The sequence below is a fragment of the Streptomyces sp. f51 genome (assembly GCF_037940415.1).
Taxonomy (GTDB): domain Bacteria; phylum Actinomycetota; class Actinomycetes; order Streptomycetales; family Streptomycetaceae; genus Streptomyces.
On sequence record NZ_CP149798.1, the window covers coordinates 678,233 to 703,547 of the forward strand.

At 71.1% G+C, this 25,315-nt stretch carries 22 protein-coding genes; 16 read left to right on the forward strand and 6 right to left on the reverse strand.

Going from position 1 to position 25,315, the window contains the following annotated elements; all coding sequences use genetic code 11:
- Positions 1-25: 25 nt before the first annotated feature.
- Positions 26-784, reverse strand: coding sequence for an alpha/beta hydrolase (locus WJM95_RS03000; protein ID WP_339127886.1), 759 nt, complete (start codon positions 782-784; stop codon positions 26-28).
- Positions 785-895: 111 nt separating this feature from the next.
- On the opposite strand from WJM95_RS03000, the gene WJM95_RS03005 reads away from it, so the two are divergent.
- From WJM95_RS03005 to WJM95_RS03015, 3 genes are all read left to right on the forward strand, one after another.
- A complete protein-coding gene (locus WJM95_RS03005) occupies positions 896-1,429 on the forward strand; it encodes a PadR family transcriptional regulator (RefSeq protein WP_339127887.1) in 534 nt (177 codons plus the stop codon).
- Between the two features lie 119 nt (positions 1,430-1,548).
- Positions 1,549-1,857 (forward strand): hypothetical protein, encoded by a 309-nt coding sequence (locus WJM95_RS03010; protein WP_339135330.1) that lies wholly within the window; start codon positions 1,549-1,551, stop codon positions 1,855-1,857.
- Positions 1,858-1,990: 133 nt separating this feature from the next.
- Positions 1,991-2,866, forward strand: coding sequence for a hypothetical protein (locus WJM95_RS03015; protein WP_339127888.1), 876 nt, complete (start codon positions 1,991-1,993; stop codon positions 2,864-2,866).
- A gap of 165 nt (positions 2,867-3,031) precedes the next feature.
- On the opposite strand, the gene WJM95_RS03020 is transcribed toward WJM95_RS03015, so the two are convergent.
- The gene (locus WJM95_RS03020) at positions 3,032-3,214 is read right to left on the reverse strand and encodes a hypothetical protein (protein WP_037616771.1); all 183 of its coding nucleotides are present in this window, start codon (positions 3,212-3,214) and stop codon (positions 3,032-3,034) included.
- A 268-nt stretch (positions 3,215-3,482) separates the two neighbouring features.
- Here WJM95_RS03020 and WJM95_RS03025 point away from each other — a divergent pair, with 268 nt between their 5' ends.
- Positions 3,483-4,826: an esterase-like activity of phytase family protein gene (locus WJM95_RS03025; RefSeq protein ID WP_339127889.1), complete on the forward strand. Its 1,344-nt coding sequence runs from the start codon at positions 3,483-3,485 to the stop codon at positions 4,824-4,826.
- A 67-nt stretch (positions 4,827-4,893) separates the two neighbouring features.
- Here WJM95_RS03025 and WJM95_RS03030 read toward each other — a convergent pair whose 3' ends face one another.
- Positions 4,894-5,496, reverse strand: a complete 603-nt coding sequence (locus WJM95_RS03030) for a hypothetical protein (RefSeq protein ID WP_339127890.1) — start codon at positions 5,494-5,496, stop codon at positions 4,894-4,896.
- Positions 5,497-6,062: 566 nt separating this feature from the next.
- Positions 6,063-7,229: a xylose isomerase gene (xylA, locus tag WJM95_RS03035; protein ID WP_339127891.1), complete on the reverse strand. Its 1,167-nt coding sequence runs from the start codon at positions 7,227-7,229 to the stop codon at positions 6,063-6,065.
- Positions 7,230-7,427: 198 nt separating this feature from the next.
- Here xylA and xylB point away from each other — a divergent pair, with 198 nt between their 5' ends.
- From xylB to WJM95_RS03080, 9 genes are all read left to right on the forward strand, one after another.
- Positions 7,428-8,873 carry a xylulokinase gene (xylB, locus tag WJM95_RS03040; protein ID WP_339127892.1) on the forward strand — a complete coding sequence of 482 codons (1,446 nt, stop codon included), beginning with the start codon at positions 7,428-7,430 and terminating at the stop codon, positions 8,871-8,873.
- A 183-nt stretch (positions 8,874-9,056) separates the two neighbouring features.
- A complete protein-coding gene (locus WJM95_RS03045) occupies positions 9,057-10,265 on the forward strand; it encodes an ROK family transcriptional regulator (RefSeq protein ID WP_339127893.1) in 1,209 nt (402 codons plus the stop codon).
- A gap of 319 nt (positions 10,266-10,584) precedes the next feature.
- A complete protein-coding gene (locus tag WJM95_RS03050) occupies positions 10,585-12,069 on the forward strand; it encodes an APC family permease (protein WP_339127894.1) in 1,485 nt (494 codons plus the stop codon).
- Positions 12,066-13,079 carry an acetamidase/formamidase family protein gene (locus WJM95_RS03055; protein WP_339127895.1) on the forward strand — a complete coding sequence of 338 codons (1,014 nt, stop codon included), beginning with the start codon at positions 12,066-12,068 and terminating at the stop codon, positions 13,077-13,079. Before WJM95_RS03050 ends, WJM95_RS03055 begins: the two co-directional genes overlap by 4 nt.
- Before the next feature lie 128 nt (positions 13,080-13,207).
- Positions 13,208-13,807 carry an N-acetylmuramoyl-L-alanine amidase gene (locus WJM95_RS03060; protein WP_339127896.1) on the forward strand — a complete coding sequence of 200 codons (600 nt, stop codon included), beginning with the start codon at positions 13,208-13,210 and terminating at the stop codon, positions 13,805-13,807.
- Positions 13,808-13,904: 97 nt separating this feature from the next.
- Entirely contained in the window at positions 13,905-15,242 is a 1,338-nt protein-coding gene (locus WJM95_RS03065) for a GAF domain-containing protein (protein ID WP_339127897.1), read from the forward strand.
- A gap of 143 nt (positions 15,243-15,385) precedes the next feature.
- The gene (locus WJM95_RS03070) at positions 15,386-16,909 is read left to right on the forward strand and encodes an aldehyde dehydrogenase family protein (protein WP_339127898.1); all 1,524 of its coding nucleotides are present in this window, start codon (positions 15,386-15,388) and stop codon (positions 16,907-16,909) included.
- A 202-nt stretch (positions 16,910-17,111) separates the two neighbouring features.
- Positions 17,112-17,333 carry a hypothetical protein gene (locus WJM95_RS03075; protein ID WP_339127899.1) on the forward strand — a complete coding sequence of 74 codons (222 nt, stop codon included), beginning with the start codon at positions 17,112-17,114 and terminating at the stop codon, positions 17,331-17,333.
- Positions 17,334-17,521: 188 nt separating this feature from the next.
- Positions 17,522-18,742, forward strand: a complete 1,221-nt coding sequence (locus WJM95_RS03080) for a metallophosphoesterase (protein WP_339127900.1) — start codon at positions 17,522-17,524, stop codon at positions 18,740-18,742.
- Between the two features lie 9 nt (positions 18,743-18,751).
- Here WJM95_RS03080 and WJM95_RS03085 read toward each other — a convergent pair whose 3' ends face one another.
- Complete coding sequence (locus WJM95_RS03085) at positions 18,752-19,489, reverse strand: hypothetical protein (protein ID WP_339127901.1); 738 nt, start codon at positions 19,487-19,489, stop codon at positions 18,752-18,754.
- A 310-nt stretch (positions 19,490-19,799) separates the two neighbouring features.
- Here WJM95_RS03085 and WJM95_RS03090 point away from each other — a divergent pair, with 310 nt between their 5' ends.
- On the forward strand, positions 19,800-20,831 hold the full coding sequence (locus WJM95_RS03090; RefSeq protein ID WP_339127902.1) for a GNAT family N-acetyltransferase: 1,032 nt from the start codon (positions 19,800-19,802) through the stop codon (positions 20,829-20,831).
- A gap of 221 nt (positions 20,832-21,052) precedes the next feature.
- Positions 21,053-22,135, forward strand: coding sequence for a GNAT family N-acetyltransferase (locus tag WJM95_RS03095; RefSeq protein WP_339127903.1), 1,083 nt, complete (start codon positions 21,053-21,055; stop codon positions 22,133-22,135).
- A 67-nt stretch (positions 22,136-22,202) separates the two neighbouring features.
- Here WJM95_RS03095 and WJM95_RS03100 read toward each other — a convergent pair whose 3' ends face one another.
- Positions 22,203-22,922: an alkaline phosphatase family protein gene (locus WJM95_RS03100; RefSeq protein WP_339127904.1), complete on the reverse strand. Its 720-nt coding sequence runs from the start codon at positions 22,920-22,922 to the stop codon at positions 22,203-22,205.
- Between the two features lie 515 nt (positions 22,923-23,437).
- On the opposite strand from WJM95_RS03100, the gene WJM95_RS03105 reads away from it, so the two are divergent.
- A complete protein-coding gene (locus tag WJM95_RS03105; protein WP_339127905.1) occupies positions 23,438-25,312 on the forward strand; it encodes a glycosyltransferase in 1,875 nt (624 codons plus the stop codon).
- Positions 25,313-25,315 lie beyond the last annotated feature (3 nt).

Here is a 25,315-nt window from a genome sequence, read left to right on the forward strand (position 1 = left end):
GCCCGGCGGACCCGGTGACCGGCCGTCAGTCCGTGCCGGTCACCGCCTGTGCGAACGCGGCGGGGTTGTCGAACATGATGTTGTGTCCGGCGCCCGGCACGGTCACGACACGCACTCCTGCCGCTTCCAGGCCTTCCACGCCCGGCAGTTCGCCGCTGAGCTCACCCTGAAGGTAGACGCGCTCCACCGTCAGCCCGACGAGCATGTGCCGCATCGTCGGGGTGGTGCCGTGGACGAGTCCCGTCGCCGAGCGGTGCAGGGCACGCGGATCGGCGAGGCGCATGGTCGCGGCCCAGGGATGGCCGACCTTTGCGAGCACGCGCGCGTGTCCCCCGTTCTCGGCATAGTCCTCCTCCTCGTAGGCGGCGATGCCGCTGCTGCCCGCGGTGAGGGAAGGGTGCGGGTCGAGGTTCGCCTCCACGAGGACGAGCCGCGAGACGAGTTCGGGGCGGCGATGGGCGAGCACGATGGCGACGGAGCCGCCCATGCTGTGCGCGACGAGCTCGGCCCCGGTGACCTGGGCCGCGTCCAGGGCGGCCGCCAGGGCCGTGGCGTGGTCCTCAAGGGTGTAGCCGAAGTCGGCGGGCCGGTCGCTGATGCCGTGGCCGGGCAGGTCGACGAACAGGGTGCGCCGGCCCGCGAGTTCGGGCCGCGCGGCGATATGGGCGTTGTAGACCGTCGAGGCCGACCCCAGGCCGTGCACGTACACGCGCGCGGGTCCACCGCCCGTCGCCTCCGTCCAGCGGATCTTGCTTCCCCTGGCGTCGAAGTCCGTCTGCCGCACGTCGCCGTCCCCCTCTTGCTGCTCGTCCGCTGTTTCTCGACTCAAAGAGGATACATCGGTTCCGATGTATCAATGAACCGATGTACAGCGTCGATGCGAGAGACTAGGGGCATGCTGGAGCTGGCCATCCTCGGATTCCTGTACGACGCCCCGCTGCACGGCTATGAGCTGCGCAAGCGCATCACCGCGCTGACAGGACACGTGAAGCCGGTGGCGGAGAGCACGCTGTATCCCGCCATCAAGCGCCTGGAGAACGCGCGACTGCTGGAACGGGCCACGCAGCCCGGCTCCGTGGCCGCCCCGCGCCACGTCCTGACACTCACCGAGGAGGGTGCGCGAGAACTGCGCCACAGGCTCGCGGAACCGTCGCGGCGGGACATCACGGACGAGAACCGCTGGTTCACGGTGCTGGCCTTCCTCAAGCGTCTCGAGGACCCCGCGGCACAGGCCGTCGTGCTGCGCCGAAGGCTGGCCTTCCTGGAGGAGCCCGCGAGCTTCTTCTACGACGGTGACCGGCCGCTGCGGGCAGAGGAGCTGGACGACCCCTTCCGGGCCGGCATCCTCACCATCGCGCGGGCCACCAGCCAGGCCGAACTGGCCTGGCTGCGGACCACGCTCACAGCACTCGACGCGGCCGGCCACTGATACGGAGGCTCCGCTTCACCGTGCCGCCCCTCTTCTGTCGCCGCGACTCCATCTCTACGTTGAGTAGCAGCAACGGCACGATCGGCGATCGAACAGGGGATGGTGACCGGATGAGCGGCATGTTCGGCAGGCTCCGCACGATCGGGCGCAGGACCACGACCGAAGCGCCCGAGGGATCCCCGCAGCGGACGGCCCGGGACGAGAGAAAACGCACATACAACCTGTTCGAAGCGGCCGCGGTATACGTGGCCGCGTGCGCGGAGGACGACGAGGACCGGATCGACGAGGCGGCCACCTGGGTGTCGCCTGAGGCGCTGTCCTTCGGGGTGAACGAGCTTGCCTGCCGGGCAGTTGTCGCTCTCGCCAGGGAACGCGACGAGTCGCCGCAGGCGGTCGCCCGCAGCCTGCTCGGACTGCCCGCGGCCTGACCGGGGGGCCGACGAGGGCGTTTCGCCCCTGTCCAGCCGGATACTTGCAGCTCCGCACAGGTTTCGGGCCCGTGACAAGCGCCTTCCCGTCGCTTAGGGTGCGCCGACAGATGGAGCGATCGGGAGGCTGGAAATGGCCGGGACGGACGAAGACGCCGTCGCCACCGGGGACGACGACGCGCTGTACGTACTGACGGCGGTGTTGTTGACGCCGGCGAAGTTCCCCAGTGTGCTCGGTGACGACTACCCGGAGGCCTGCGCGACGCTCGACCTCGCACCTCTCGCGGAGGGGTACGGGCTGGTGCTCGGCCAGGACGGGGAGGGCGCGCGCTGGACCGTCGTCATCGACGACGTCTCCCTGGTCGCCGTCGCCATCGCGTCCTGGGACTGCGGGATGGAGCACGAACTGTCACCGGACGAGCGGACGGTCGTCGCCGCGCTGCCCGGCTGGCCCCTCGAGGTCGCCGTGTCGGCCCCCGGGGTGCCGGCTCCGCACGATCCGTCGACCGAGCTCACCGAGCGGCCTCCGCTCAGCCCGCCGGACACCGCCTCGTGGGGACCGGCCCAGCGACGCCTCGGTGCGGACGAGATCGCGCTCCAGTGGGCGACGTGGCGCGAGCAGATCGACGACGGCGGGTTCGCGCCCGCGGAGGGTGCCGAGGGCGCCTCCGACGACGCTCAGGACCCTCCGAGCGGGGAGGAGAAGGCGGGCGAGGACGGGACGGACGGCAAGGCCGTGAACCGTGCCGGCATCCGCCGTGTTCTCGACGAGGCCCGGTCGTACGTGGACACACCGCCCCCGCTGGGGCGCGTCCGCTCGTCCTTCGCCACGGGCGACGCGCGCACGCTGCGCGCCGACGGCCCCGGCTGGTCCCTCGTCGCCAGGACCGACGACATCGCGTTCGTGCTGCTCGACGACGAGCCCGGAGAGGTCCTGCCCGTGGGCCGCGGGCCGGAGCTGCCCGGCCTGCTGGAGGCCTTGGACAAGATGGCGGTCCGCCCCAGCTGAACGACCGCGCCACACGGAATCCCGGGTGACGCGGTCCTCGACCGGTGTCGCGTGCCGGTCAGGCCGGCCCTCCCGGACCCGAGCGGTCACCCTGAGCCGGAGATGACCACCCATGGTGAGCCGAGGAATCGCCCGACGGAAGGATCACCGTCGGGCGATGACTCCTCAGCGGCCGAGCTCCTTGCGGCTGACACGGCGCAGCCTGCGCCGCTGCGAGGGGTCCAGCGCCAGATACGCGGCCGCCGGAACTCCCAGCACGATCAGGAAGGCGGCCCACCAGGGCAGCCAGATCAACAGAATCAGGCCGACCGCCACACCTCCTGCGGCGATCTTCGCGTTCTTCGACATGTGTCGCCTCCTCCGCGGCTGCTGCCGCTCTCTGTCCTGAGAACGGGTCCCCGCGTCCCACGGTTCCGGACCCCGACCCTGATACGTCCCTGAGGCGCGCCCCCTAGTCAACCCTGAGCCCACCCCGGGCGCCTCGCCAGGCACAGCCGTCCCGGCGGAGGAAGCCCGACGAGTGGTCGACGCGCGGCGTTCACCCTCACGTCGTGAGCCGTTCGACGCCAGGGCCAACTCTGGCCGCTGTCAACGTACTTGTGACTCAGGAGGCCTGATGTCCCCGCATGTCGCCGGCAAGCAGCACATCCACCGGTCCGTCGCCCTGGGCGTGCCGCTCGCCGTAGTGGCCGCCTTCGTGATGGCCGGCACCGCGGACGCGACGTCCGGCCCGGCGCAGCCGCGGGTGACGCACACCGCGACGCTCGGGGACATCCCGCTCGGCACGTTCAGCAACGCGCTGCTGCCCGGCACGGTCGACAACGACCGAGGAGTCGATCTCGGCGGCATCGGCAGCGACATCTACCCGGCCGGGCGCAAGGGCGAGTTCTGGACGGTCACCGACCGGGGCCCGAACGGCCAGATCAAGGTGGACGGCAAGAAGCGTCGGACGTTCCCGGTTCCGGGCTTCGACCCGGCGATCGTGAAGATCCGGGTGCGCGGTGACTCCGTGAAGGTCGTCGGCGCCATCCCGATCACGACCTCCTCCGGGAAGGCGGTCACCGGGCTGTCCAACCAGGCGGGGCGCGACGAGGCACCGTACTCCTACGACGCCCAGAGCCCTCTCCAGTACAACGCGAACGGCCTGGACACCGAGGGCATCGTGCGGGCGAAGGACGGCTCCTTCTGGCTCGTCGACGAGTACAGCCCGTCCCTGGTCCATGTCTCCGCGCGCGGGAAGGTCCTCGCGCGTTACGTTCCCAAGGGACTCAACCTGACCGGCGCGGACTACCCGGTCATCGAGGCGCTGCCGGCGGTTCTGCTCCACCGCAAGACCAACCGCGGTCTCGAAGGGCTCGCCCAGCTTCCCGACGGCGATCTGGTGATGGCGCTTCAGAGCCCTCTCTCGCTCCCGGACGCGGTCGCCGGGGACGCGTCGCGCAACACGCGGCTGCTGCGCTTCTCCCCCAGGAAGCACGCCGTGACCGCCGAGTACGCGTACCGCTTCGACCCGGTCGGCGTGGTCGACCCCAGCGAGGACGACACGTCCGAGCTGAAGATCTCCTCAGTGGTGGCCGTCGGCGGTGACCGGCTGCTCGTCGAGGAACGCACCGACAAGGCTGCCCGGCTCCAGTCGGTGCGGCTCACCCGGGACGCGAACATCCTCGGCGGTCCGTGGGACGACGACACGACATCGCCCTCGCTTGAGCAGCTGGACGACCCGGCTTCGGCCGGCGTTCCGGTGCCGGCGAAGCGTCTCGTGGTCGATCTGGGCACCGTCGCGGGCGTCCCCGGCAAGATCGAGGGCGTCGCGCGCGTGGACCACGACACTCTCGCCGTCATCAACGACAACGACTTCGGGATGACCGACGGAGCGGGCGCCTTCGACGCGCAGGGGCGGCTCGTGGACAGCGGTGTCAAGACGACGGTCACCTACGTGCGGCTGCCGCGCGGTATCTGATCCCGTCGGCCCTTTCGGCGCGGCACGCGTGCGTGGACGATGGACAGCGGCCACGCACGCGTGCCGTTCATTTCAGCGGTCCGGTGAGCTTCTGCGTACCTTTGCCGGAGCCTGCGGCCAGGCTGCACGCGACCTTGTCGATGCCGGTCCCGTAGGTCCCGGTGTCCGGGTACTGCACGAGTGTGGCGCGCACCGTCCCGGCGGACTGCTGGGCGGCCTTTCGTTCCAGGGAGGCCTCGCAGAGGGCTGACGCCGCCTTCTTGAGGGCCGCGTCCGTCGTGTAGGTGCCGTTGAGTTCGGAGACCTTCACGACCTCGGCGTCGTGCGGCTGGCTGCACTCGCGTTTGACGGCCTGCCCGGGCTGGGTGTCGTCCGTGTCGAAACAATCGCCCTTGCTGAGCATGTAGTAGGGCACGTCGTCGTTTGCGAGGGACGGGAAGAGGGATCGAAGGTCGCTGGGCACCAGTCCGGAGGGCAGGCTCGACGGCAGGGACGGCACGACGGTGGGCAGGCCCGAGGGGAGCGACGGCAGCTCGGACGGGAGACTCAACGAGGGACTCGGCGACGGTCCGGTGCTCCCGGCGGGGGATTTCTTGTTCTTGCCGCCGCCACCCGTGGTGGCCACGACCACGGCGACGACGACGGCGATGCCGACGATCAGAGCGATCACAAGAAGCAAGGTGCGGCGGCCCCCTTGGCGACCGCCGGGTCCGTCCGGCGGTCCCGGCGGGGGGCCAGGAGGCGGCGGGGGAGGCTGCCATCCACCACCGCTGCTTCCGGACGGCCACCCGCTCCCCTGCGACGGCGGACCGTAGCCCCCGTAGGAGGGGCCGTCGCTTCCTGAATTGGCCCCGTAACCGTCCGGCGGAGGACCGTAGCCGCCTGAAGGCGGAGGACCATAGCCCCCCGATGACGGGGGACCGTAACCCCTGGACGAAGGCGGACCGTAGCCCCCGGACGACGGAGGGCCGTAGCCGTCCGGGCCCGGGCTGTGCACATCACCCCCAGGACTGCGCTGGTCTCCCTGCGGACCTGGGGTTCGAGGCGGTTCCGGCGGCATGGCCATACCGCCAAGAGTCGCCTCGAATCCGTCCATCGCGCGACCCCTGTACGGAAGTTGATACGGACTCATGCCATGGATCGCATGATTCCGGGCAATTCCGCACGAGGATCAGCCACCGTGGACCGTGGGTCGGACCCGCCGGGGAGCGGGTCCGTTCCCAGGTGGCGACACGGTCAGCCGCGCACGCCCAGGAGGTGGTCCATGGCGAGCTGGTCCAGCTGCTCGAAGGCCATGCCACGCACGGCCGCGGCCTCGACGTCGAAGTCCTCGAAGGCGGTACGGTCCGCGAGCAGTGCCGAGAGGCCGTCCTCGGCCGTGGGCTGCGACAGCTCGTGCAGGCGCGAGGCATGCAGCGCCGCCTGGACCTCGGGGTCGGCCCGGAAGGCCGTCGCGCGCTCGCGCAGGATCAGGTAGTTGCGCATGCAGCCCTCGGCCGACGCCCACACGCCGTCGAAGTCCTCGGTCCGCGGAGGCTTGAAGTCGAAGTGCTTCGGGCCCGCGTAACCGGCGCTCTCCAGGAGATCCACCAGCCAGAAGGCGGACCGCAGGTCGCCCGCGCCGAACCGGAGGTCCTGGTCGTACTTGATGCCGGACTGACCGTTGAGGTCGATGTGGAAGAGCTTGCCCGCCCACAGGGCCTGCGCGATGCCGTGGGGGAAGTTCAGTCCGGCCATCTGCTCGTGGCCGACCTCCGGGTTCACGCCGTACATCTCCGGGCGCTCCAGGCGCTCGATGAAGGCGAGGGCGTGACCCACCGTGGGAAGCAGGATGTCGCCGCGGGGCTCGTTCGGCTTGGGCTCGATCGCGAACTTGAGGTCGTAGCCCTGCGAGACCACGTACTCGCCGAGGAGGTCGAAGGCCTCCTTCATTCGGTCGAGGGCGACGCGTACGTCCTTGGCGGCCCCGGACTCGGCACCCTCGCGGCCGCCCCAGGCGACGTACGTCTCGGCGCCGAGCTCGACCGCCAGGTCGATGTTGCGGACCACCTTGCGCAGCGCATAGCGGCGCACGTCGCGGTCGTTCGAGGTGAACGCGCCGTCCTTGAAGACGGGGTGCGTGAACAGGTTGGTGGTGGCCATCGGCACCTTGAGGCCGGTCGCGTCCAGCGTCTGCCTGAACCGCTTGATGTGCGACTCGCGCTCGCTGTCCGAGGACCCGAAGGGGATCAGGTCGTCGTCGTGGAAGGTCACACCGTAGGCGCCGAGCTCGGCCAGGCGCTGTACGGATTCGACCGGGTCCAGGGCGGGCCGGGTGGCGTCGCCGAACGGGTCCCGTCCCTGCCAGCCGACGGTCCACAGTCCGAAGGTGAACCTGTCCTCGGGGGTGGGCTGGTAGTTCATGCCGCGGCTCCTTGTTAGCTCCGACTATTTCGTCATGGCGGTTTACAAATTAGTATGCGGACGCGTCTCTGGGAAGAGACGAAGGAGGAAACCTGGTCACATCGGTCCAGGAACGAACTGCGGGACCCGGGCCACGGCGGTCCGGAAACGCCCGTGACCGGCACAGATCCCGCGGAGCCGCGGAAGAGGGAGAGCCCGATGTCAGCAGCCGAGGGTCCGCTCGTCGTCGGGGTGGACTCGTCCACCCAGTCCACCAAGGCCCTGGTCGTCGACGCGTCGACCGGACAGGTGGTGGCCAGCGGACAGGCACCGCACACCGTCTCCACCGGGCCGGGACGCGAGAGCGACCCCCGGCAGTGGTGGGACGCGCTCTGCGAAGCGCTGCGCCAGTGCGGTGACGCCGCCCACGAGGCGGCGGCGGTGTCGATCGGCGGGCAGCAGCACGGGCTCGTGACGCTCGACGCGCACGGCGAACCCGTACGACCCGCCCTGCTGTGGAACGACGTGCGTTCGGCCCCGCAGGCCCGTCGGCTGGTCGAGGAACTCGGCGGGCCGAAGTCCTGGGCCGAGCGGACCGGCAGTGTGCCGGCCGCGTCGTTCACGGCCACGAAGTGGGCCTGGCTGGCCGAGCACGAGCCGGACGCCGTCCGGGCGACCGCCGCCGTCCGACTCCCCCACGACTACCTCACCGAGCGGCTCACCGGACAGGGCACCACCGATCGCGGCGACGCCTCGGGCACCGGCTGGTGGGCTTCGGGGACCGAGGCGTACGACGAGGAGGTCCTCGCCCACATCGGCCTCGACCCCGCCCTGCTCCCCCGCGTCGTCCGGCCCGGCGAGGTCGCCGGCACGGTGCACGCCAGAGGTGAGCTGCCGTTCTCCAGGGGCACCCTGGTCGCGGCCGGGACGGGGGACAACGCGGCCGCCGCCCTCGGCCTCGGGCTGCGCCCCGGCACCCCGGTGGTGAGCCTCGGCACCTCGGGGACCGTGTACGCCGTCTCGCGACACCGTCCCGCCGACCCGACCGGCACGGTCGCGGGTTTCGCTGACGCGCACGGCGACTGGCTCCCGCTGGCCTGCACGCTGAACTGCACACTGGCCGTCGACCGGTTCGCCGCGCTGCTCGGCCTCGACCGCGAGGCCGTCGAGCCCGGCTCGTCGGTGACGTTCCTCCCCTACCTGGACGGCGAGCGCACGCCGAACCTGCCGCACGCCTCGGGCCTGCTGCACGGACTGCGGCACGACACGACAGGCGGGCAGCTGCTCCAGGCCGCGTACGACGGCGCCGTGCACTCCCTGCTGGGCGCCCTCGACCTCGTGCTCGACGCGGACGCCGACCGTTCGGAGCCGTTGCTGCTGATCGGCGGCGGTGCGCGGGGCAAGGCCTGGCAGCAGACGGTTCGCCGGCTCTCGGGCAGGCCCGTGCAGGTCCCCGAGGCGAAGGAACTGGTCGCGCTCGGCGCCGCCGCCCAGGCGGCGGGCCTGCTGACGGGCGAGGACCCGGCGGCGGTGGCCAGGCGCTGGGGCACGGCCAACGGGCCGGTGTTCGAGGCCGTGGAGCGGGACGAGGAGACGCTCGCCCGGATCACCGGGGTACTCTCCGACGCGGCCCCGCTGCTCGAACGGGACCCGAACAGGAACTGACCATGACCAGGCGTGCCGCCCCGGTTCGCACGAACGGCCGGTCCCGTGCGAGCGGTACCGGCCGCGCCGGCACGGTGGGCCCGCTCGACGTGGGCCCACCCCTCGCCGGGGGACCGCCCCGTGAGGCCGACACCGACACCGAGACAGGCCGACGGGACCGGCCGGACGAGGATTGACGGAAGCATGACCGCACCGCTGCACGAGTCCCGTCCGACCGGTTCCGGCCGCCGGCTGCCCGACAACCAGCAGGGCATGCGCCGCCGCAATCTCTCCCGAGTCATGCATACCGTCAGCGACGAGGGTCCGCTGTCGCGTGCCGCCGTCGCCTCCCACATCGGCCTGACCCGGGCGGCCGTGTCCACCCTCGTCGACGAGCTGATCCGCATGGGGCTTCTCGAAGAACTGGGGCCCGAGCGGCCCGGCAGAGTCGGACGGCCCGGCTCGGCGCTCGCCGTCAGCGGGCACGGTCCCGCCGGGATCGGCGCGGAGGTGGGGGTCGACCATCTCGCGGTGTGCGCCGTCGATCTCCGGGGTGCGGTACGGGCCCGCGCCGTGCGCCACGGCACGAACCGCGGCCGGCCCGCCGGGCCGGTGATCGAGGAACTGACCGCCCTCGTACGTCAGGTCGTCGCGGACGCCGACCGGGAAGGGCTGTGGCCCGCCGGTCTGGCCGTCGCAGTCCCCGGGCTGGTGGCACGCGACGCCCGGACCGTGGTCCAGGCCCCGAACCTCGACTGGCACGACACCGACCTCGGTGAACTCCTGCCCGCCGAGTGGCCCTTGACCGTGGACAACGAAGCCAACTTCGGCGGACTCGCGGAGCTCTGGCTCCGTGAGACGACCCCGCGTGACTTTCTGCATGTGTCCGCTGAGATCGGCATCGGTGCCGCCGTGCTCGTGGACGGGCGGCTGCTGCGCGGGACCCGCGGCTTCGCCGGCGAGCTGGGGCACGTCCCGGTGCGTCCGGACGGGCCCGAGTGCCCGTGCGGCGGACGCGGATGCCTCGAACAGTACGCGGGCGAGGAGGCCGTGCTGCGTGCCGCCGGCCTCGAACCGGGCGAGGACCGGGTCGGGCTGCTGTCCCGGCTCGCCGCCGAGGGCGATCCCGGGGTACGCCGTGCGCTGCACGACGCGGGCACCGCGCTCGGCATAGCCCTGACCGGGGCGGTCAACCTGCTGGACCCGGAGACGGTCGTGCTGGGCGGGGCCCTGGCCGGGCTCGCACCCTGGCTGCTCCCCTCGCTGGAGGGCGAGCTGGCGCGGCGAACGGCGGGGCCCGCCTGTCCCGTTTCCGTCTCCCTCCTGGGATCCGAGGGACCGCTGCTCGGTGCGGCGCATTCGGTGGTACGAGCGGTTCTGGACGACCCTGCGGCGGTGGCCGGACGGTCATAAGCGGTCCGCGGACCGCCGCGACCGCCAACCATGGCACGTGGCCGATGGTCCGTGATCGGGGGCCCGTGACCCGGGGTCGGGGCCCGGGGCCCGTGGTCGGTGGTGGTGAGCGGCCGTTGATCGGTGGTCCGTGGTCCATGGTCCGTGCTCGCGCGGAGGAGTTCCCACGTGTGGGTGATCGAGTTGTCCACAATTCGCGGGGCCGTCCACGGACTCGCGCCCGGCCCTTCCTGCCCAACCGGCAAGCGCCGTACCGTAATTCACGCGAGGCGCAGCCGTCCTGCCGATGGCTGTGTTCGGGTCGGATCGGGGGGTTCAGATGTCTGAGGAGGCGGTTCCGGGTCTGCGGCGCGAGGCGGTCGGCCTGCGCGAGGTCCTGTTCCAGAGCATCACTGCCATGGCGCCGGCAGCGGCGGTCGCCGCGTCCATCCCGTCCGGTGCGGCGTTCGCCGGCGGCAGTCTGCCGCTCGCCGTGCTGATAGCGCTGGTGGCCTGTCTGTTCACCGCGTCGTGCGTGGCCGAGCTGGCGCGCGAGATGCCCTCCGCGGGATCGGTGGCCACGTACACCGCGCAGGGGCTGCATCCCTCCGTCGGGTTCCTCGTGGGCTGGGGCTATGTGTTCGTCGAAGCCCTCGTGCCTCCCCTCCTGCTCCTTCAGCTCGGATTCACCACGGCGGGCACGCTGCACCAGGAATGGTCCTCGTATCCGGACGACCTCTGGTGGCCCTGGTCACTCGCGGGAGCGGTCGTCATCGCGGTGGCGGGCTATTGGGGGGTGCGGGCCTCGGCCAGGTTCGGAACCGCCCTCGGCGTCTTCGAGGTGCTGGTCTTCCTCGTCTTCGCGGTGTGGCTCATCGTCAGGGCCGGCGGGAACAACACGCTGTCGGTCTTCGGGACTTCCCACACGGCCTCGGGCTACGACGGGATCAGCGGGGTGTTCGCGGGGTCGGTCTACACGGTCCTGGCCTTCGCCGGGTTCGAGGCGGCGGCCCCTCTGGCGGAGGAGACCAAGGACCCGCGCCGCACGATGCACCGGGCCGTCCTGGGCGCGGCACTCGGCATCGGTCTCGTCTATGTCCTGACGACCTACGCCATGTCGGTGTACTTCGGTCCCGACCGGTTCGCGGGGTTCGGCGCCTCGGGTGCCGCCTCGTGGGAAGGGGTGGCACGGGCTTCGTTCGGCCTGTTCTGGGTGCTCGTGTTCCTCGCGGTGGTCAACTCGACGATCGCCAACGCCAACGCGTGTGCCACCGTCTCGACACGAACGGCCTTCGCCCTGGCCCGGATACGGGTTCTCCCCGCGCTCTTCGCGCGCGTGCACCCGAGACACCGCTCCCCCGCGGCCGGGGTGGCCGTGCAGTGCGCCGTGGCCGTGGCCGTGATGCTGGGACTCGGCCTCGCGTACGACCCGGTGACCGCGTTCCTGCTGCTGGCGACAGTGATCGTCACCGTGGTGATCGGTGTGTACATCGTGGTCAACCTCGCCTGTGCGGGCTACTTCCTGCGCCGCAGACGCGATGTGTTCAAGCCCGTTCGGCATCTGGTGTTCCCGCTGCTCGGGATCATCGCGTTCGTTCCCGCGCTGCTCACGGCGGCGGGTCTGCCGGCCTTCGACTTCGTGACCGAGCTGACTCCACCCGTGTCGTACGCCGGGCCCGTCGTGGGTCTCTGGATGTCGGCCGGTGCCGTGATATTGATCTTCCTGCTGCGCCGCCACCCGGAGCGCATAGCCGAGACCGCCCGTGTCCACCTCGACGAGACCTCTACCCCCGCCCCCTCGCAGAGCGGAGCCGTGCAGTCATGAGCGACCCCAGGATCCTGACCGTGCGCCCCACGCCGGGCGAGTTCGCCTGGACGTTCGGCGGCGCGCCGCCCGTGGCACGTATCGCGCCGGGCACGGTGCTCGATCTCTACACCGAGGACTGCTTCGCCGGACGGGTGCGCTCCGAGAAGGACTTGGTCTCCGAGGTCTGCGAGTTCCCGTTCCTCAACCCGCAGACCGGGCCCTTCCATGTCGAGGGAGCGGAGCCGGGCGACACGGTCGCGGTCCACTTCGTGTCGATCGAACCCGCCCGTGACTGGGCGGCGTCGACGACGGTCCCCCTGTTCGGAGCGCTGACCTCCACGCACACCACCGCGTCCCTCCAGCCGCCGCTGCCGGAGACGGTGTGGATCTGGCAGCTCGACCGGGACCGGCGGACCGCCCTGTTCAGCGCACGGGACAGCGACCTCCGGATCGAGCTGCCGTTGGATCCGATGCACGGCACCGTGGGTGTCGCGCCGGCGAACCTGGAGGTGCGCTCGGCGCTGGTCCCCGACGCGCACGGCGGGAACATGGACACACCGGAGATGCGCGCCGGGGTGACCTGCTATCTCGGGGTGAATGTCGAGGGCGCCCTGCTCAGCCTCGGCGACGGGCACGCGCGTCAGGGAGAGGGCGAGACCTGTGGAGTCGCGGTCGAGTGCGCGATGAACACGGTGGTGATCGTCGAACTCCTCAAGGGAGTCGTCACTCCCTGGCCTCGCATCGAGTCCGACACCCACATCATCTCGACCGGCTCGGCCCGCCCGTTGGAGGACGCCTTCCGGATATCCCAGCTCGACCTCGTGCAGTGGCTGGTGCGCGACTACGGGTTCAGCGAGCTGGACGCGTACCAGTTCGCGACGCAGACGGTCGAGTCGCCCGTCGCGAACGTCTGCGACACCAACTACACCTGCGTCGCCAAGCTGCGCAAGGAATGGCTGCCCGCGCGTGAGACTCATCGCGGGCTCCACGCCCGACTGCGCGAGACGGCCGCGGCGCTCCGGTCCTGACCACGCGACCCGACAGCCCCACTCGACCGCACGACCACGGGCCGACCGCACGACCACGGGGCCAAGCGGCCGCGCGGCCGGACGGCGGGCTCCGGCCCCACCCCCCACCTACGAAAGGCCAACTCTCCATGGAGCGAGCACGGTCGTTCCCGAGCCGCCGCCGGCTGCTCAAGGGAGCAGCCCTCGCGGCCCTCCCCTACGCGTTGCTCCCCGACGTCAAGGCGTCCGCGCAGCCGGCGGCCGTCGACTATCCGGGCGCCGAATGGATTCCGGCGACGGGCTCCAACTACACCGCCTCCGACCGCCCCTACAGCTACGAACTCGACTACGTGGTCATCCACGTCACCCAGGCCTCGTACGTCACGACCCTGTCCATCTTCCAGAATCCGCAGAAGAAGGTGTCCGCCCACTACCTCGTGCGTTCGGGCGACGGCCATGTCACCCAGTGCGTGAGGGAGCGCGACGTCGCCTGGCACGCGGGCAACTGGGACTACAACACCAGAAGCATCGGCATCGAGCACGAGGGCTGGGTGGACCGGCCCGCGTACTTCACCGACGCGCTGTACGAGGAATCGGCCAAGCTCACCGCAGCGATCTGCGACCAGTACGGGATCCCCAAGGACCGCGCCCACATCCTCGGTCACTACGAGGTGCCGGGCACCGATCACACCGATCCCGGGCCGAACTGGGACTGGACGCGCTACATCCGGCTCGTCAACTTCGCCTGACCTGGGGCGCCTCGTGGCGACCCGGGCGGGGCGCCGCGAGGCACCGGGCGGAAGGGGAGCGTCACACGGGTTGTCCAGGCCCGCACCGGGAGTGACGATGGGACCCAGTCGCATCGCCTTCCGGGAGGCCGAGTTGACCGATCCTTGGGTGGCCCTGGAACCGGGGACCGATCCCGCCGAGCGGGGTCGGCTGCTGCGCCGCGCGTACGAGTCGTTCGCCGAGGCCGGCACGGTGCCGCGGCCGGTGCGTGCCGTGGTGGCGGAGTCGTGGCGGCGGTCGGCTCGGGCCGGCGTCGTGCCGGAGGGCGCCGCGAGGGTGGAGCTCATGGACGGGGAACTCGGCTCCTACCGCGCGGAGCATCCGCTCGCGCGGGTGATGCCGCTCTTCCGGGAGCTCATGGGGACGTTCGCGGCGGACGGGGAGCACCTCCTGGCCGTGTGCGACGCGCAGGGCAGGCTTCTGTGGGTGGAGGGCCATCCGGGAACGCGGCGGGAGGCCGGACGGATGAACTTCGTTCCGGGCGCGCGGTGGTCGGAGTCGGCGGTCGGCACGAACGCGCCGGGCACGGCGGTCGCCGTCGACCGGCCGGTGCAGGTGTTCGCGGCCGAGCACTTCATCCGGCGTGTGCAGCCCTGGACGTGTGCGGCGGCGCCCGTGCACGATCCGCGGACGGGACGCGTGCTCGGTGCGGTGGACATCACCGGCGGGGACGGGCTCGCGCATCCGCACAGCCTCGGCTTCGTCCAGGCGGTGGCGCGGGCCGCCGAGGCGCACCTGGCGCTGCTGGCGCCGCCGCGCGCCCTGGCCGACTCGCTTGAACTGACCGCCCTGGGGCGGGACGAGGCGCAACTGGTCGCGGACGGCCGGAAGATCAGGCTCAGCCGCAGGCACAGCGAGATCCTCGTGCTGCTGGCCCGGCACCCCGAAGGTCTGACCGGGGACGAGTTGCAGTGCGCGCTGTACGAGGACGAGTCGGTGACGCCCGTGACGCTGCGGGCCGAACTGGCTCGGCTGCGCAGGATCCTCGGCCCTGGCCTGCTGGGTTCGCGTCCGTACCGACTCACCCGGGCGGTCGAGTCCGATGCGGCGGTGGTGGAGCGGCGGCTCGGGACCGGCGCGGTGACGGCGGCCGCGGCGGTGTACGCGGGACCGTTGCTGCCGGGTTCGACGGCACCGGCGGTGGTGCGGCTGCGGCGGAGGCTCGCCGACGGGCTGCGGACGGCGATCATCGCCCGGCGGGACCCCGATCTGCTGGCCGACTGGGTCCGTGCGCCGTGGGGCGAGGACGATCTGGTCGTCTGGCGGGCGCTGTCCGCGCTGCGTCCGGCGGCGTCCGTGCACGCGCGCCTGGCCGAGCTGGAGTCCGAACAGGGCGCACCGGTGGGATGGGCGCGCTCCGCTCGCGAGGCCCGGGTCCGGCAGCGGCCGCGCTGACGCCGTGAGGTCGGGCCTCGCCCTCCGGAGGCAGAGCGGGCGGCGGTTGCGGGGTCGCGCAACGTCGTTGCAACGTCCGGGTTCCTAGCCTCGCGGCGAGAGCTGCCCAACGGCGGGCAGCGCTTCCCCGGGAGGCAACCAGCATGACCCGTTACGCGGCGCCCGGCAGCGAAGGCGCGATCGTCTCCTACCAGGCGCGGTACGACCACTTCATCGGCGGAGAGTACGTGGCGCCGGCTCGCGGACAGTACTTCGAGAACCCGAGCCCGTTGAACGGGCAGCCGTTCACGGAGGTCGCGCGAGGCACGGCCGAGGACGTGGAGCGCGCGCTGGACGCGGCCCACGCGGCGGCACCCGCGTGGGGGCGCACGTCCGTGACCGCCCGCGCCGACATCCTGCTCAAGATCGCCGACCGGATGGAGGCGAACCTGGAGAAGCTGGCGGTCGCGGAGACCTGGGAGAACGGCAAGCCGGTCCGCGAGACGCTGGCGGCCGACATCCCGCTCGCGATCGACCACTTCCGCTACTTCGCGGGGGCCATCCGGGCTCAGGAGGGCGCGCTCAGCGAGGTCGACGACGACACCGTCGCGTACCACTTCCACGAGCCGCTGGGCGTGGTCGCGCAGATCATTCCGTGGAACTTCCCCATCCTGATGGCGGTGTGGAAGCTGGCTCCGGCGCTCGCGGCCGGCAACGCGGTGGTCATCAAGCCGGCCGAGCAGACACCGGCGTCCATCCACTACCTGATGAGCCTGATCTCGGACCTGATCCCGCCGGGTGTGGTGAACATCGTCAACGGCTTCGGAGTGGAGGCGGGCAAGCCGCTGGCCTCCAGCGCGCGGGTGGCGAAGGTCGCGTTCACGGGTGAGACCACCACGGGGCGGCTGATCATGCAGTACGCCTCGGAGAACATCAAGCCGGTCACGCTGGAGCTGGGCGGGAAGTCCCCGAACATCTTCTTCGACGACGTGTGGGCGCAGAACGACGACTTCCGTGACAAGGCGCTCGAGGGCTTCACGATGTTCGCGCTCAACCAGGGCGAGGTGTGCACGTGCCCCTCGCGTGCCCTCGTCCAGCGCGGCCACTACCGCGAGTTCATGGAGGCGGCGGTCGCCCGTACCGAGCTCATCAAGCCCGGTCACCCGCTCGACACGGACACGATGATCGGCGCCCAGGCGTCCAACGACCAGTTGGAGAAGATCCTCTCCTATCTGGACATCGGCCGGCAGGAGGGCGCCAAGGTCCTCACGGGCGGTGAACGCATCGAGCACGACGGGGAGTTGAAGGGCGGTTACTACGTCCAGCCGACGATCTTCGAGGGCGACAACCGGATGCGGATCTTCCAGGAGGAGATCTTCGGCCCGGTCGTCTCGGTGACGTCCTTCGACGACTTCGACGACGCCATCAAGATCGCGAACGACACGCTGTACGGGCTGGGCGCGGGTGTGTGGACGCGGGACATCAACACCGCCTACAGGGCGGGGCGTTCCATCCAGGCCGGCCGCGTCTGGACCAACTGCTACCACGCGTATCCGGCACATGCGGCGTTCGGCGGCTACAAGCAGTCCGGCATCGGCCGGGAGAACCACAAGATGATGCTGGAGCACTACCAGCAGACGAAGAACCTGCTGGTGAGCTACTCACCGAAGAAGCTGGGCTTCTTCTAGAGGCTCATGCCGGTTGCCTGGAGCCTTGGCCGGACTCCAGGCAACCGGCATGACCAGAGTGCGGAGAAGTCCTGATCGGGAACCCGGGAGAAGTTCTCGCAAACGCTCGCGCACATCCGGAACCCCTCACCGTGCGGCCGGCCATGGCCACCCGCGCTCCTCCACGCCGATCCGGCCGAGCCGAACGCGAGATGATCCGACGATGTCCGAAGACGTGCAGCAGGCCGAGGGCGGCTCGTTCGACGATGATCTGCTCCACGCGGTCATCACCAGAAAGCCAGAGGCATGGGCCACAGCCCCGGAGCCGGCTCACGAACTCAAGGAAGCCGTCTCCGTCCTGGCCGGCGTCTCGCGCTACCTGCGGCAGGACATCGACGCGTTCCTCTCGGCCGTGCCCGGCGGTGCGTCCGACAGCGGGGTATGACCTCGTGCGACGCCGTACGTCGTCGGACGTCACTTGGGGCAGACCAAACGCCCCGTCAAGAGGGCCCGCGGAGTCCCGGCAGCCCGGCGGGAACCCTTCGCCCCGACGGCCCGGGCACACCCGTCCGGCCCGCCCCGGGGTGACCGGATACAGTGCGCGGGACGGCCGTCCGGTCAGAGAGGGGAAGCGTGACCGACACCAGCAACACCCGTCCCGCCGACAGCGAGGCGCGGGAGCGGCCGAGCCGGCTGCACCGTCTGATGCGCTTCATCCCACTGATCGCCCCCGTCCTGCTGTGGGCCGTGCCGTGCTGGGTGCTGCTGTACAGCGGACAGCACTGGCCGCTGCCCGTCACGCTCGCCGGTACCGCCCTGTTCGTCCTCGGTCTCGTCGGCATGCCGCTCGCGATGGTGCGCGGCCACGGCCGGCGTCAGCAGGACCGGCTGGCGATCGTCGGTGACACCCTGCTGGGCGCGAGCTGGATCCTGTTCACCTGGTCCGTGCTGCTCAGCGTCCTGTTGCGGCTCGCCCTGGCCCTGGCCGGGGTGGGCGAGGGCCAGGACCGGGCCCGGATCGTCACGTGGGCCGTCCTCGGTGTCACCGCCGTCCTGCTCGCCTGGGGATACGCCGAGGCACGCCGCGTCCCCCGCGTGCGCCGCCTGGACGTGCAACTCCCGCGGCTGGGTGCCGGGCTGGACGGCACCCGTGTCGTCCTCATCACCGACACCCACTACGGCCCGCTCGACCGCGCCCGCTGGTCGGAGCGGGTGTGCGAGAAGGTCAACACCCTGGAAGCCGACCTGGTCTGCCACACCGGCGACATAGCGGACGGCACCGCCGAGCGCCGTCGTGCCCAGGCCGCCCCGCTCGGCACCGTCGAGGCGACCCGGGCCCGGGTGTACGTCACCGGCAACCACGAGTACTACCGCGAGGCCCAGGGCTGGGTCGACCTGATGGACGAGTTGGGCTGGGAGCCGCTGCGCAACCGCCATGTGCTGCTCGAACGCGGAGGCGACACCCTCGTGGTCGCCGGTGTGGACGACGTCACCGCCGAGTCCTCGGGCCTGGCGGGCCACCGTGCCCACCTCGACGGAGCCCTGGACGGCGCCGACCCCGAGCTGCCCGTCCTTCTCCTGGCGCACCAGCCCAAGTTCATCGACCGGGCGGCGGCCGCGGGGATCGACCTCCAGCTCTCCGGCCACACCCACGGCGGCCAGATCTGGCCCTTCCACCACCTGGTCCGCATCGACCAGCCCACCGTCGCCGGCCTCAGCCGGCACGGCGACCGTACGCTCCTGTACACCAGCCGTGGCACGGGATTCTGGGGCCCGCCGTTCCGCGTCTTCGCCCCCAGCGAGATCACCCTGCTCGTGCTCCGCTCCCCGCAGGCGTCCGTCTCACCGCGGTAGCACCGGGCGCTAGGCGGTCGGCGTCTCCCGGATCACGGCGAAGAGTGCCCGGTCCGTGGGGAGGCCGTCGGCGTCGAACGCGCGGTGCCGGCCGAGGTGTTCGACCCGGCCGCCCGCGCAGTTCTTCTCCAGGTACTCCGTGAGCCAGGCGTCGGGCGTGGGCACCATGCGCGGCAGCCCGAACGACCCGGGCATCTCGTCCTCGCCGCTGTCGAAGAACATCACCTTGCCGGTCCGGGTCCAGAGTTCCCGCAGCAGCTGAGTGGCGGTGTCGAGGCCCAGCTCCCGTACGAGGTGGTGCCACAGGGACAGCAGGAGGGTGCAGTCCGTCGCCGGCAGCAGCCCGACCGTGTCGGGGCGGAACTCGAGACTCATCACCGCCACGTTGGCGAGTCCGTTCCGGCGCACGGCCGTCATCGCCGTCCGGACGCATTTCGGGTCGGCCTCCAGGGCGACGGAGGGTATCCCGCGCTGGCCGAGCCTGATCGGGAAGTAGCCGACGTTCGCGCCCACGTCCAGCGCGCTCTGCACTCCGAGCCGCTCGACCAGGGGTGCCATCGCCGTCCAGCGCGACCCCGTACCGACGGATCGTTTGGCCTTCCGCACGTGCACACCGGGAACCGGCTGATAGACGCCGTCGGGCAGCGCGTCGAGCTTGAGCCGGAACAGATCGATCCCGTCGTCGAGCACGCGGCGCGCCTCGTGCAGGAAGCGAAGCGCGGGGAATCGCTGATGCAGGCGCACCATGCGCGTGGAGCTCTGAGTTCCTGCCAACTGGTCCACGGGTACCTCTGTCGACTGGCGATAGGTGGTCGCTCGAAGTGCCATGCCACAGCAACAAAACCGTACCTTTCACGTCAATCCCCCACAATCGGGCCGAGCCGAACCGAAGCACCTGCGCCCCTGCCCGAGGTGCGGCCCGTTGAGCGGCGGAGGACTCTTGAAGGGACCCTTGAACGGGGGAAGGTTCGGAACGCCCACCGTCCGCGACGCGTGAGGAACTGGCGCCATGCGCATTTCGGGCCCTCGGACCTCGTCGATCCGCGACTCTCTCCAGGTGACGACTCCGGCGCCTCGGGGCGCGTGGCAGCGCCTGGTCGACGAGAGCGACGAGGCACTGATCACCCAGACCCCTGGCTGGCTGGACTGCATCTGCGCGACGGATTCCTACGACGACGCCAGCCGCTTCTACGAGTTCGGCGGTTCGGGCGGCCTCGTCGTGCCGCTGGCCCGCCGACGCGGTTGGCCCGCCCGTCTGATCGCGCAGGACGCCTGGCCCTCCGAGTGGGGTATCGGCGCCCCGGTCGCCACCGAGGCGCCCGCCCCGCGGCACGCGCGTGCCGTCTTCGAGGACCTGGCCCGGCTGCCCGCGAATCGCGTCTCCGTACGGTTCGGGCCGAACGCGGACCCCGTGTGGCGTTCCGCGGTGCCCCCCGCCTTCACGACCCTGCCCCACACGACGTACATCCTGGATCTCGGGGGCGGCTTCGGCGATGTGTGGGGCCAGTTCAAGGGATCGGTCAGAACGGCGGTGCGCAAGGGCGAGAAGGCGGGGGTCGAGGTGGAGGTCGACCGCACCGGGCGCCTGGTGCCGGCCTTCTACGCGCTCTACCAGCACTCGATCGCCCGTTGGGCGCAGCAGGCGAACGAGCCGCTGGCGCTCGCCCGCTGGCGCAGGAACCGGATCGACCCGCTGCGCAAGTTCCAGACCGTCGCCGAGACGTTCGCGGATTCCTGCGCCGTGTGGCTCGCCTCGTACGAGGGCCGGCCCGTGGCGGCCATCATGGTGCTCCACCACGGACCTCACGCCAAGTACTGGCGGAGCGGGATGATCAAGGAACTGGCGCATCCGATCCGCGCCACCACGCTGCTGCACAAGCTCGCCATCGAGGACGCCTGTGCGGCCGGTTGCCGCTTCTACCACTTCGGCGACTCCGCGCCGGACTCCTCGGTGAGCGTCTTCAAGGAACGGCTCGGCGCCCGTGGCCATCCGTCGTTCGGCTACCGCAGGGAGGTGCTTCCCCTGACGGCGGGCGATCAGCTGCTGCGCGGTGCGGTGAAGCGTCTCATCGGCTTCAAGGACGAGTGACGGCCGATCCCATCGGAGCGCCGGACCCGGATGACACCCCGCGCCGCCGGGACCCCGGACCGGGTCTCACCCGACACCCACCGGGACCCCGGACCGGGTCGCACCCGACACCCACCGAGATGCCCGGCCCCGGCGCCCCGCCTAGCATCGGACATGGGCACGTGGGTCCTCGGTCCGCGAGCGTCGTCCTCGCGGGGCCCCTCGCCCGGCGGGAGAGGCCCGTGAACGCACCTGCTCAACTCCTCATCGACACCCCGGCCGGTCTCGCGCAGATCACCACACCGGCTCCACGTGACGTCTGGTGGGAGTTGGCGGGCAAGGACCAGGACACCAACCCCAGCCAGACCCCGTTCTGGCTTGACTGCCTGTGCGCCACCGGGCCGTATCGCGACGCGAGCCGCCTCTACGAGTTCGAGACGGGCCGGCGGCTCGTGCTCCCCCTCGTGGCCCGAAGGCATCTGCCCCGGATCCTGGGCGCGGAGGAGTCCTGGCCGGCCCAGTGGGGCATCGGAGGGCCGGTGTGCCCGGAGGGTGTGAGTGCGGCGGAGGCTCGCGCGGTGTTCGCCGACCTCGCGCGGCTGCGCGCGCTCCAGGTCGCCGTACGGCTGCGTCCCGCGGACCAGGCCGTGTGGGCCGGCGCGGCGACCGGATTCGACGTCCAGCCCCACATGACCCAGATGGTGAACCTCGACGGCGGCTTCGGCACCGTGTGGGACCGGCGGTTCGGACGTCGTATGCGACGGGAGGTCCGCCGGGCCGAGCGCTCGGACGTCGAGACCGAGGTGGACCGCACCGGCCGGCTCGTTCCGGTCTTCTACGACCTGTACCGGAAGTCGATCGTGCGCTGGGCCGAACAGCAGCACGAGCCGCTGGCGTTGGCCCGGTGGCGCAGAACCCGGGAGTTCCCCGTGCGGCGGCTGGAGGCGGTGGCCGCGCGGTTCGGTGAGGGGTGCGCGATCTGGATGGCCTGGCGCGGCGGTGAACCCGCCGGGGCGTGCATCGTGCTGCGGCACGGCGGGCACGCCAAGATGTGGCGCAGCGCCATGGACCGGGAACTGGCCCATCCCGTCCGGGCCGTCCCGTTCCTGTACCGGCTCGCGATCGAGGACGCGTGCGACGCGGCCTGCCGGACGTTCGACATGGGAGAGTCCGCCCCGGGGTCCTCCCTCGCGGAGTTCAAGGCGGGTTTCGGGGCGGAGAGCTTCCCCTCCCCCCGCCTGCTCCGGGAACGCCTCCCCGTCTCGGCGGCCGATCGCCGGCTGCGGACGGCCGTCAAACGCCTGATCCGCTTTCAGGATCCCTGAGAGCGCCTCGACCTGTACGCCCCCGAGAGCGCCCCCGCACGACCCCGAGGGCGCCTCGTTCGGGTCGTCATCCCACGTCGACGGGTTCCACGTCGGCGCTGTGGTGGAGGGGCTTCAGGCCGTACAGGTCGAGCATCATGCGCAGCAGTCCGAACTGGTTGTTCGGCTGGTCGTCGTCACCCCGCCGGACGTGCTCGCCCACGAGGACGGTGGGGATGTGGTTGGGCCCCCTGGAATCGTCCTCGTCCCAGGTGACGGCCAGCAGGCTGTTGTGGGTCATCGCCCAGTCGGCGTAGCCGCCGAGGCTGTTCCGCAGCCAGTCGTCGCCCTGCCGCACGTTCCCGTCGTGCATGTCGTGTTCGAGGTCGGGGACGACGAACGCGATCGTCGGCAGCCGGGTGAAGTCGCGCGGGAAGTCGGTCCACGGGCGATTGACGGACGCGGGGAGGTTGCCGAAGTTCACCCAGGGGTTGTGCCGGCGTACGTAGGCACCGGCGGCGCAGCCGGTGAATCCGACGCGGGGCATGCTCTGCGCGTAGCCCACGAAGGTCAGATGGGCCTGGAGGAGCTGGGAACCGAGATTGCGCGACGTGAGCGCGTGCGGGCAGGAATCGTCGTCGACGCCCAGGAAGGAGCCCGAGAAGAGTGCCAGGTAGTTGGGCTGGCTGGGATGGGTGAGAGCGTAGTACTGCGTGAGCGACGCGCCCCGCCGGGCCAGTTGGTTGATGTACGGGGCATTCGCGTTGCCGATGACGGCGTCGTACGACTGGTCCTCCTCGATCACCACGACGATGTGGTCAGGGCGGGGAAGCCCTGTTCGCGCCGCCGAGCCGTCACAGCCCGCTGCCGTCACGAGCGTCGCCAGCACGGCCGCCGACGCGAGGAGGACTCTCCCTGGAAGGCGCCCCGGGGCGAGAAGCCCTCTCCCCGGAGACTGCCGCACGCCTCTCACCTGTCTCTTCACCGCTCTCCGTCCGGGCACCGTCTCGACGCCCGCCGCGCCTGACCGCCGCGAGCTGCCACTTGCAGCGTTCGGAAATACCGTCACAATCGGTATTGATACCTCTTACTGGTCGACATCCGGCGCTGACGCGGACCGACGAGCGGAAGTGCCGACGGCCGTGCCGACGATGAACGTGACGCCGGGGCGGGAGACCGACAGGCCGGATCCGGAAGGTGGCCCATGCGTCGAGCCAACGCCCCCGTCGACCGCGACGGGAGGACGGCCGGTCGTCCCGAGGAGCAGGCGTTCGGTGTCAGGAAGGCCGTCGCCGGAGCGCCGGTTCCCCGGGAGACCTCTTCATGGGCAAGCTCCAGACGCTGACGGGCGGGCGCGTGGCGTCCCTCACCAACGCCATGGCCCGGCGGCCCGGTACCGCTGCCGCGGAGCGGCGCCCCTCCGGCCCGACCACCCCCTTCACGTGGGCGACGCGCCTGATCCTTCCCGCGGCCCTCACCCTCTGGCTGCTGTCCCTGCGCCACGTGGATCTCGCCGGAATGCGCGACTACGGCCTGCTCCAGGTGCTGCCGGTGCTCTACTGGATCGCCCTCGGCCTGCTCGCCCTCGGCTTCTGCCTGGCACTGGCCGACCGGCGTACCGGCAGCGGATGGTTCGCGGGATACGTCCTCGGGCTGATCGCGGTCATCCACGCGACCCCCACCCTGCTCTACCCGACTCTGCGCTACAGCTGGGCGTGGAAACACGTCGCGGTCGTCGACGCGGTGATCCGCCACCACGGCGAGGTGCCCCACGCGGACAAGCTCGCCATCTACAACCAGTGGCCCGGATTCTTCGACCTCAACGCGTTCTTCCTGCAAGCCACCGGCGTGCATTCGGCGCTCGGCTACGCGACGTGGACCCCGCCGGTCTTCAACGCGGTGCTGCTCGGCCCCCTGCTGCTGCTCTACCGGACGGTGACGCGCGACCGCCGGCTGCTCTGGGGAGCGGCCTGGATCTACTACTCGTGTTCCTGGGTGGGCCAGGACTACTTCGCCCCCCAGGCCTTCGCGTTCCTGCTGTTCGTCACGGTGATCGCCCTGGTCATGGGGCAGTTGCCCGGCTCGGTGCTGTACCGGTCGGGCGACACGCACACGGCCCGATGGCCCGTCGGCCGTTTCGTGGCGGTCATACTGATCGCGGCCGTCATCATCTCCTCGCACCCGCTGACACCGCTCATGCTGATCAGCGCGCTGGTGGTGCTGTCGCTCCCGCGGCGCAACCGGCGGGTCGTGCTGCCCGTCCTGGCCGGCACGGTGGTTCTGGCCGTGGTGTGGGACGCCACCGTCGCCCGCCCCTATCTCTCCCAGAACCTGGGCGACTTCATGAACTCCCTGCTGAAACCGGACACCAACGTCGTCTCCGGGCTGGCCGCCCTCGGCACCGCGGCTCCGGGGCAGGTCGTGGTGTCCTGGGTCGACCGGGGCCTGTCCGCGGCCGTCTTCGTCCTGGCGGCCGTCGCCTTCCTGGCGCGCCCCTGGGTCCGCCGCACCGCGCTTCCGCTGCTCGTCGTGGCTCCGCTGCCCCTGCTGGCGGCGAACGCCTACGGCGGAGAGATGATCTTTCGCGCGTATCTCTTCGCCCTGCCGGCGGCCTCGCTGCTGATCGCCGTCCTGCTGCTGAAGCCGGGCACACGGCCGGAGCGGAGCGCACGGTCTCAGCCGAGCCCACGGTCACAGCCGAGCGCACGTCCACGCCTTCGGACGCTGGCCGCCTATCCGCTGCTCCTCGCCCTGCTCGGGGGACTCATGTTCGGCTACTACGGCAAGGAATCGGCGAACTACTTCACGAAGGAGGAGGTCGAGGCCGGCCGTTTCGTCGCGGCCACCGCGCCTCCCGGGTCCACCATCGTCTCCCTGACGTCGGCCGTGCCCGGCCTGTACCTGCGCTACGACGAGAACCCCCAGGTGCAGATGGACGAGCAGGACCTCCGTGACCGGGAGCGCCTGGTGAACGACCCGGTGAAGGGCCTGGAAGGGTTCATCCAGCGGGCCGACCCGCAACAGCCCGCCTACATCATCCTGAGCCGGGCGCAGGCCGCCGACCTCTACGAGCGGGGGATCCTGCCCGGCGGTACGGTGCAGCGCATGGACTCGGCCCTGTCGAAGACCCCGGGCTTCATCCCCGTCTACCGCAGCAAGGACGCCGTGGTCTACCGGTACCAGGGCGCGAAGAGCTGAGCC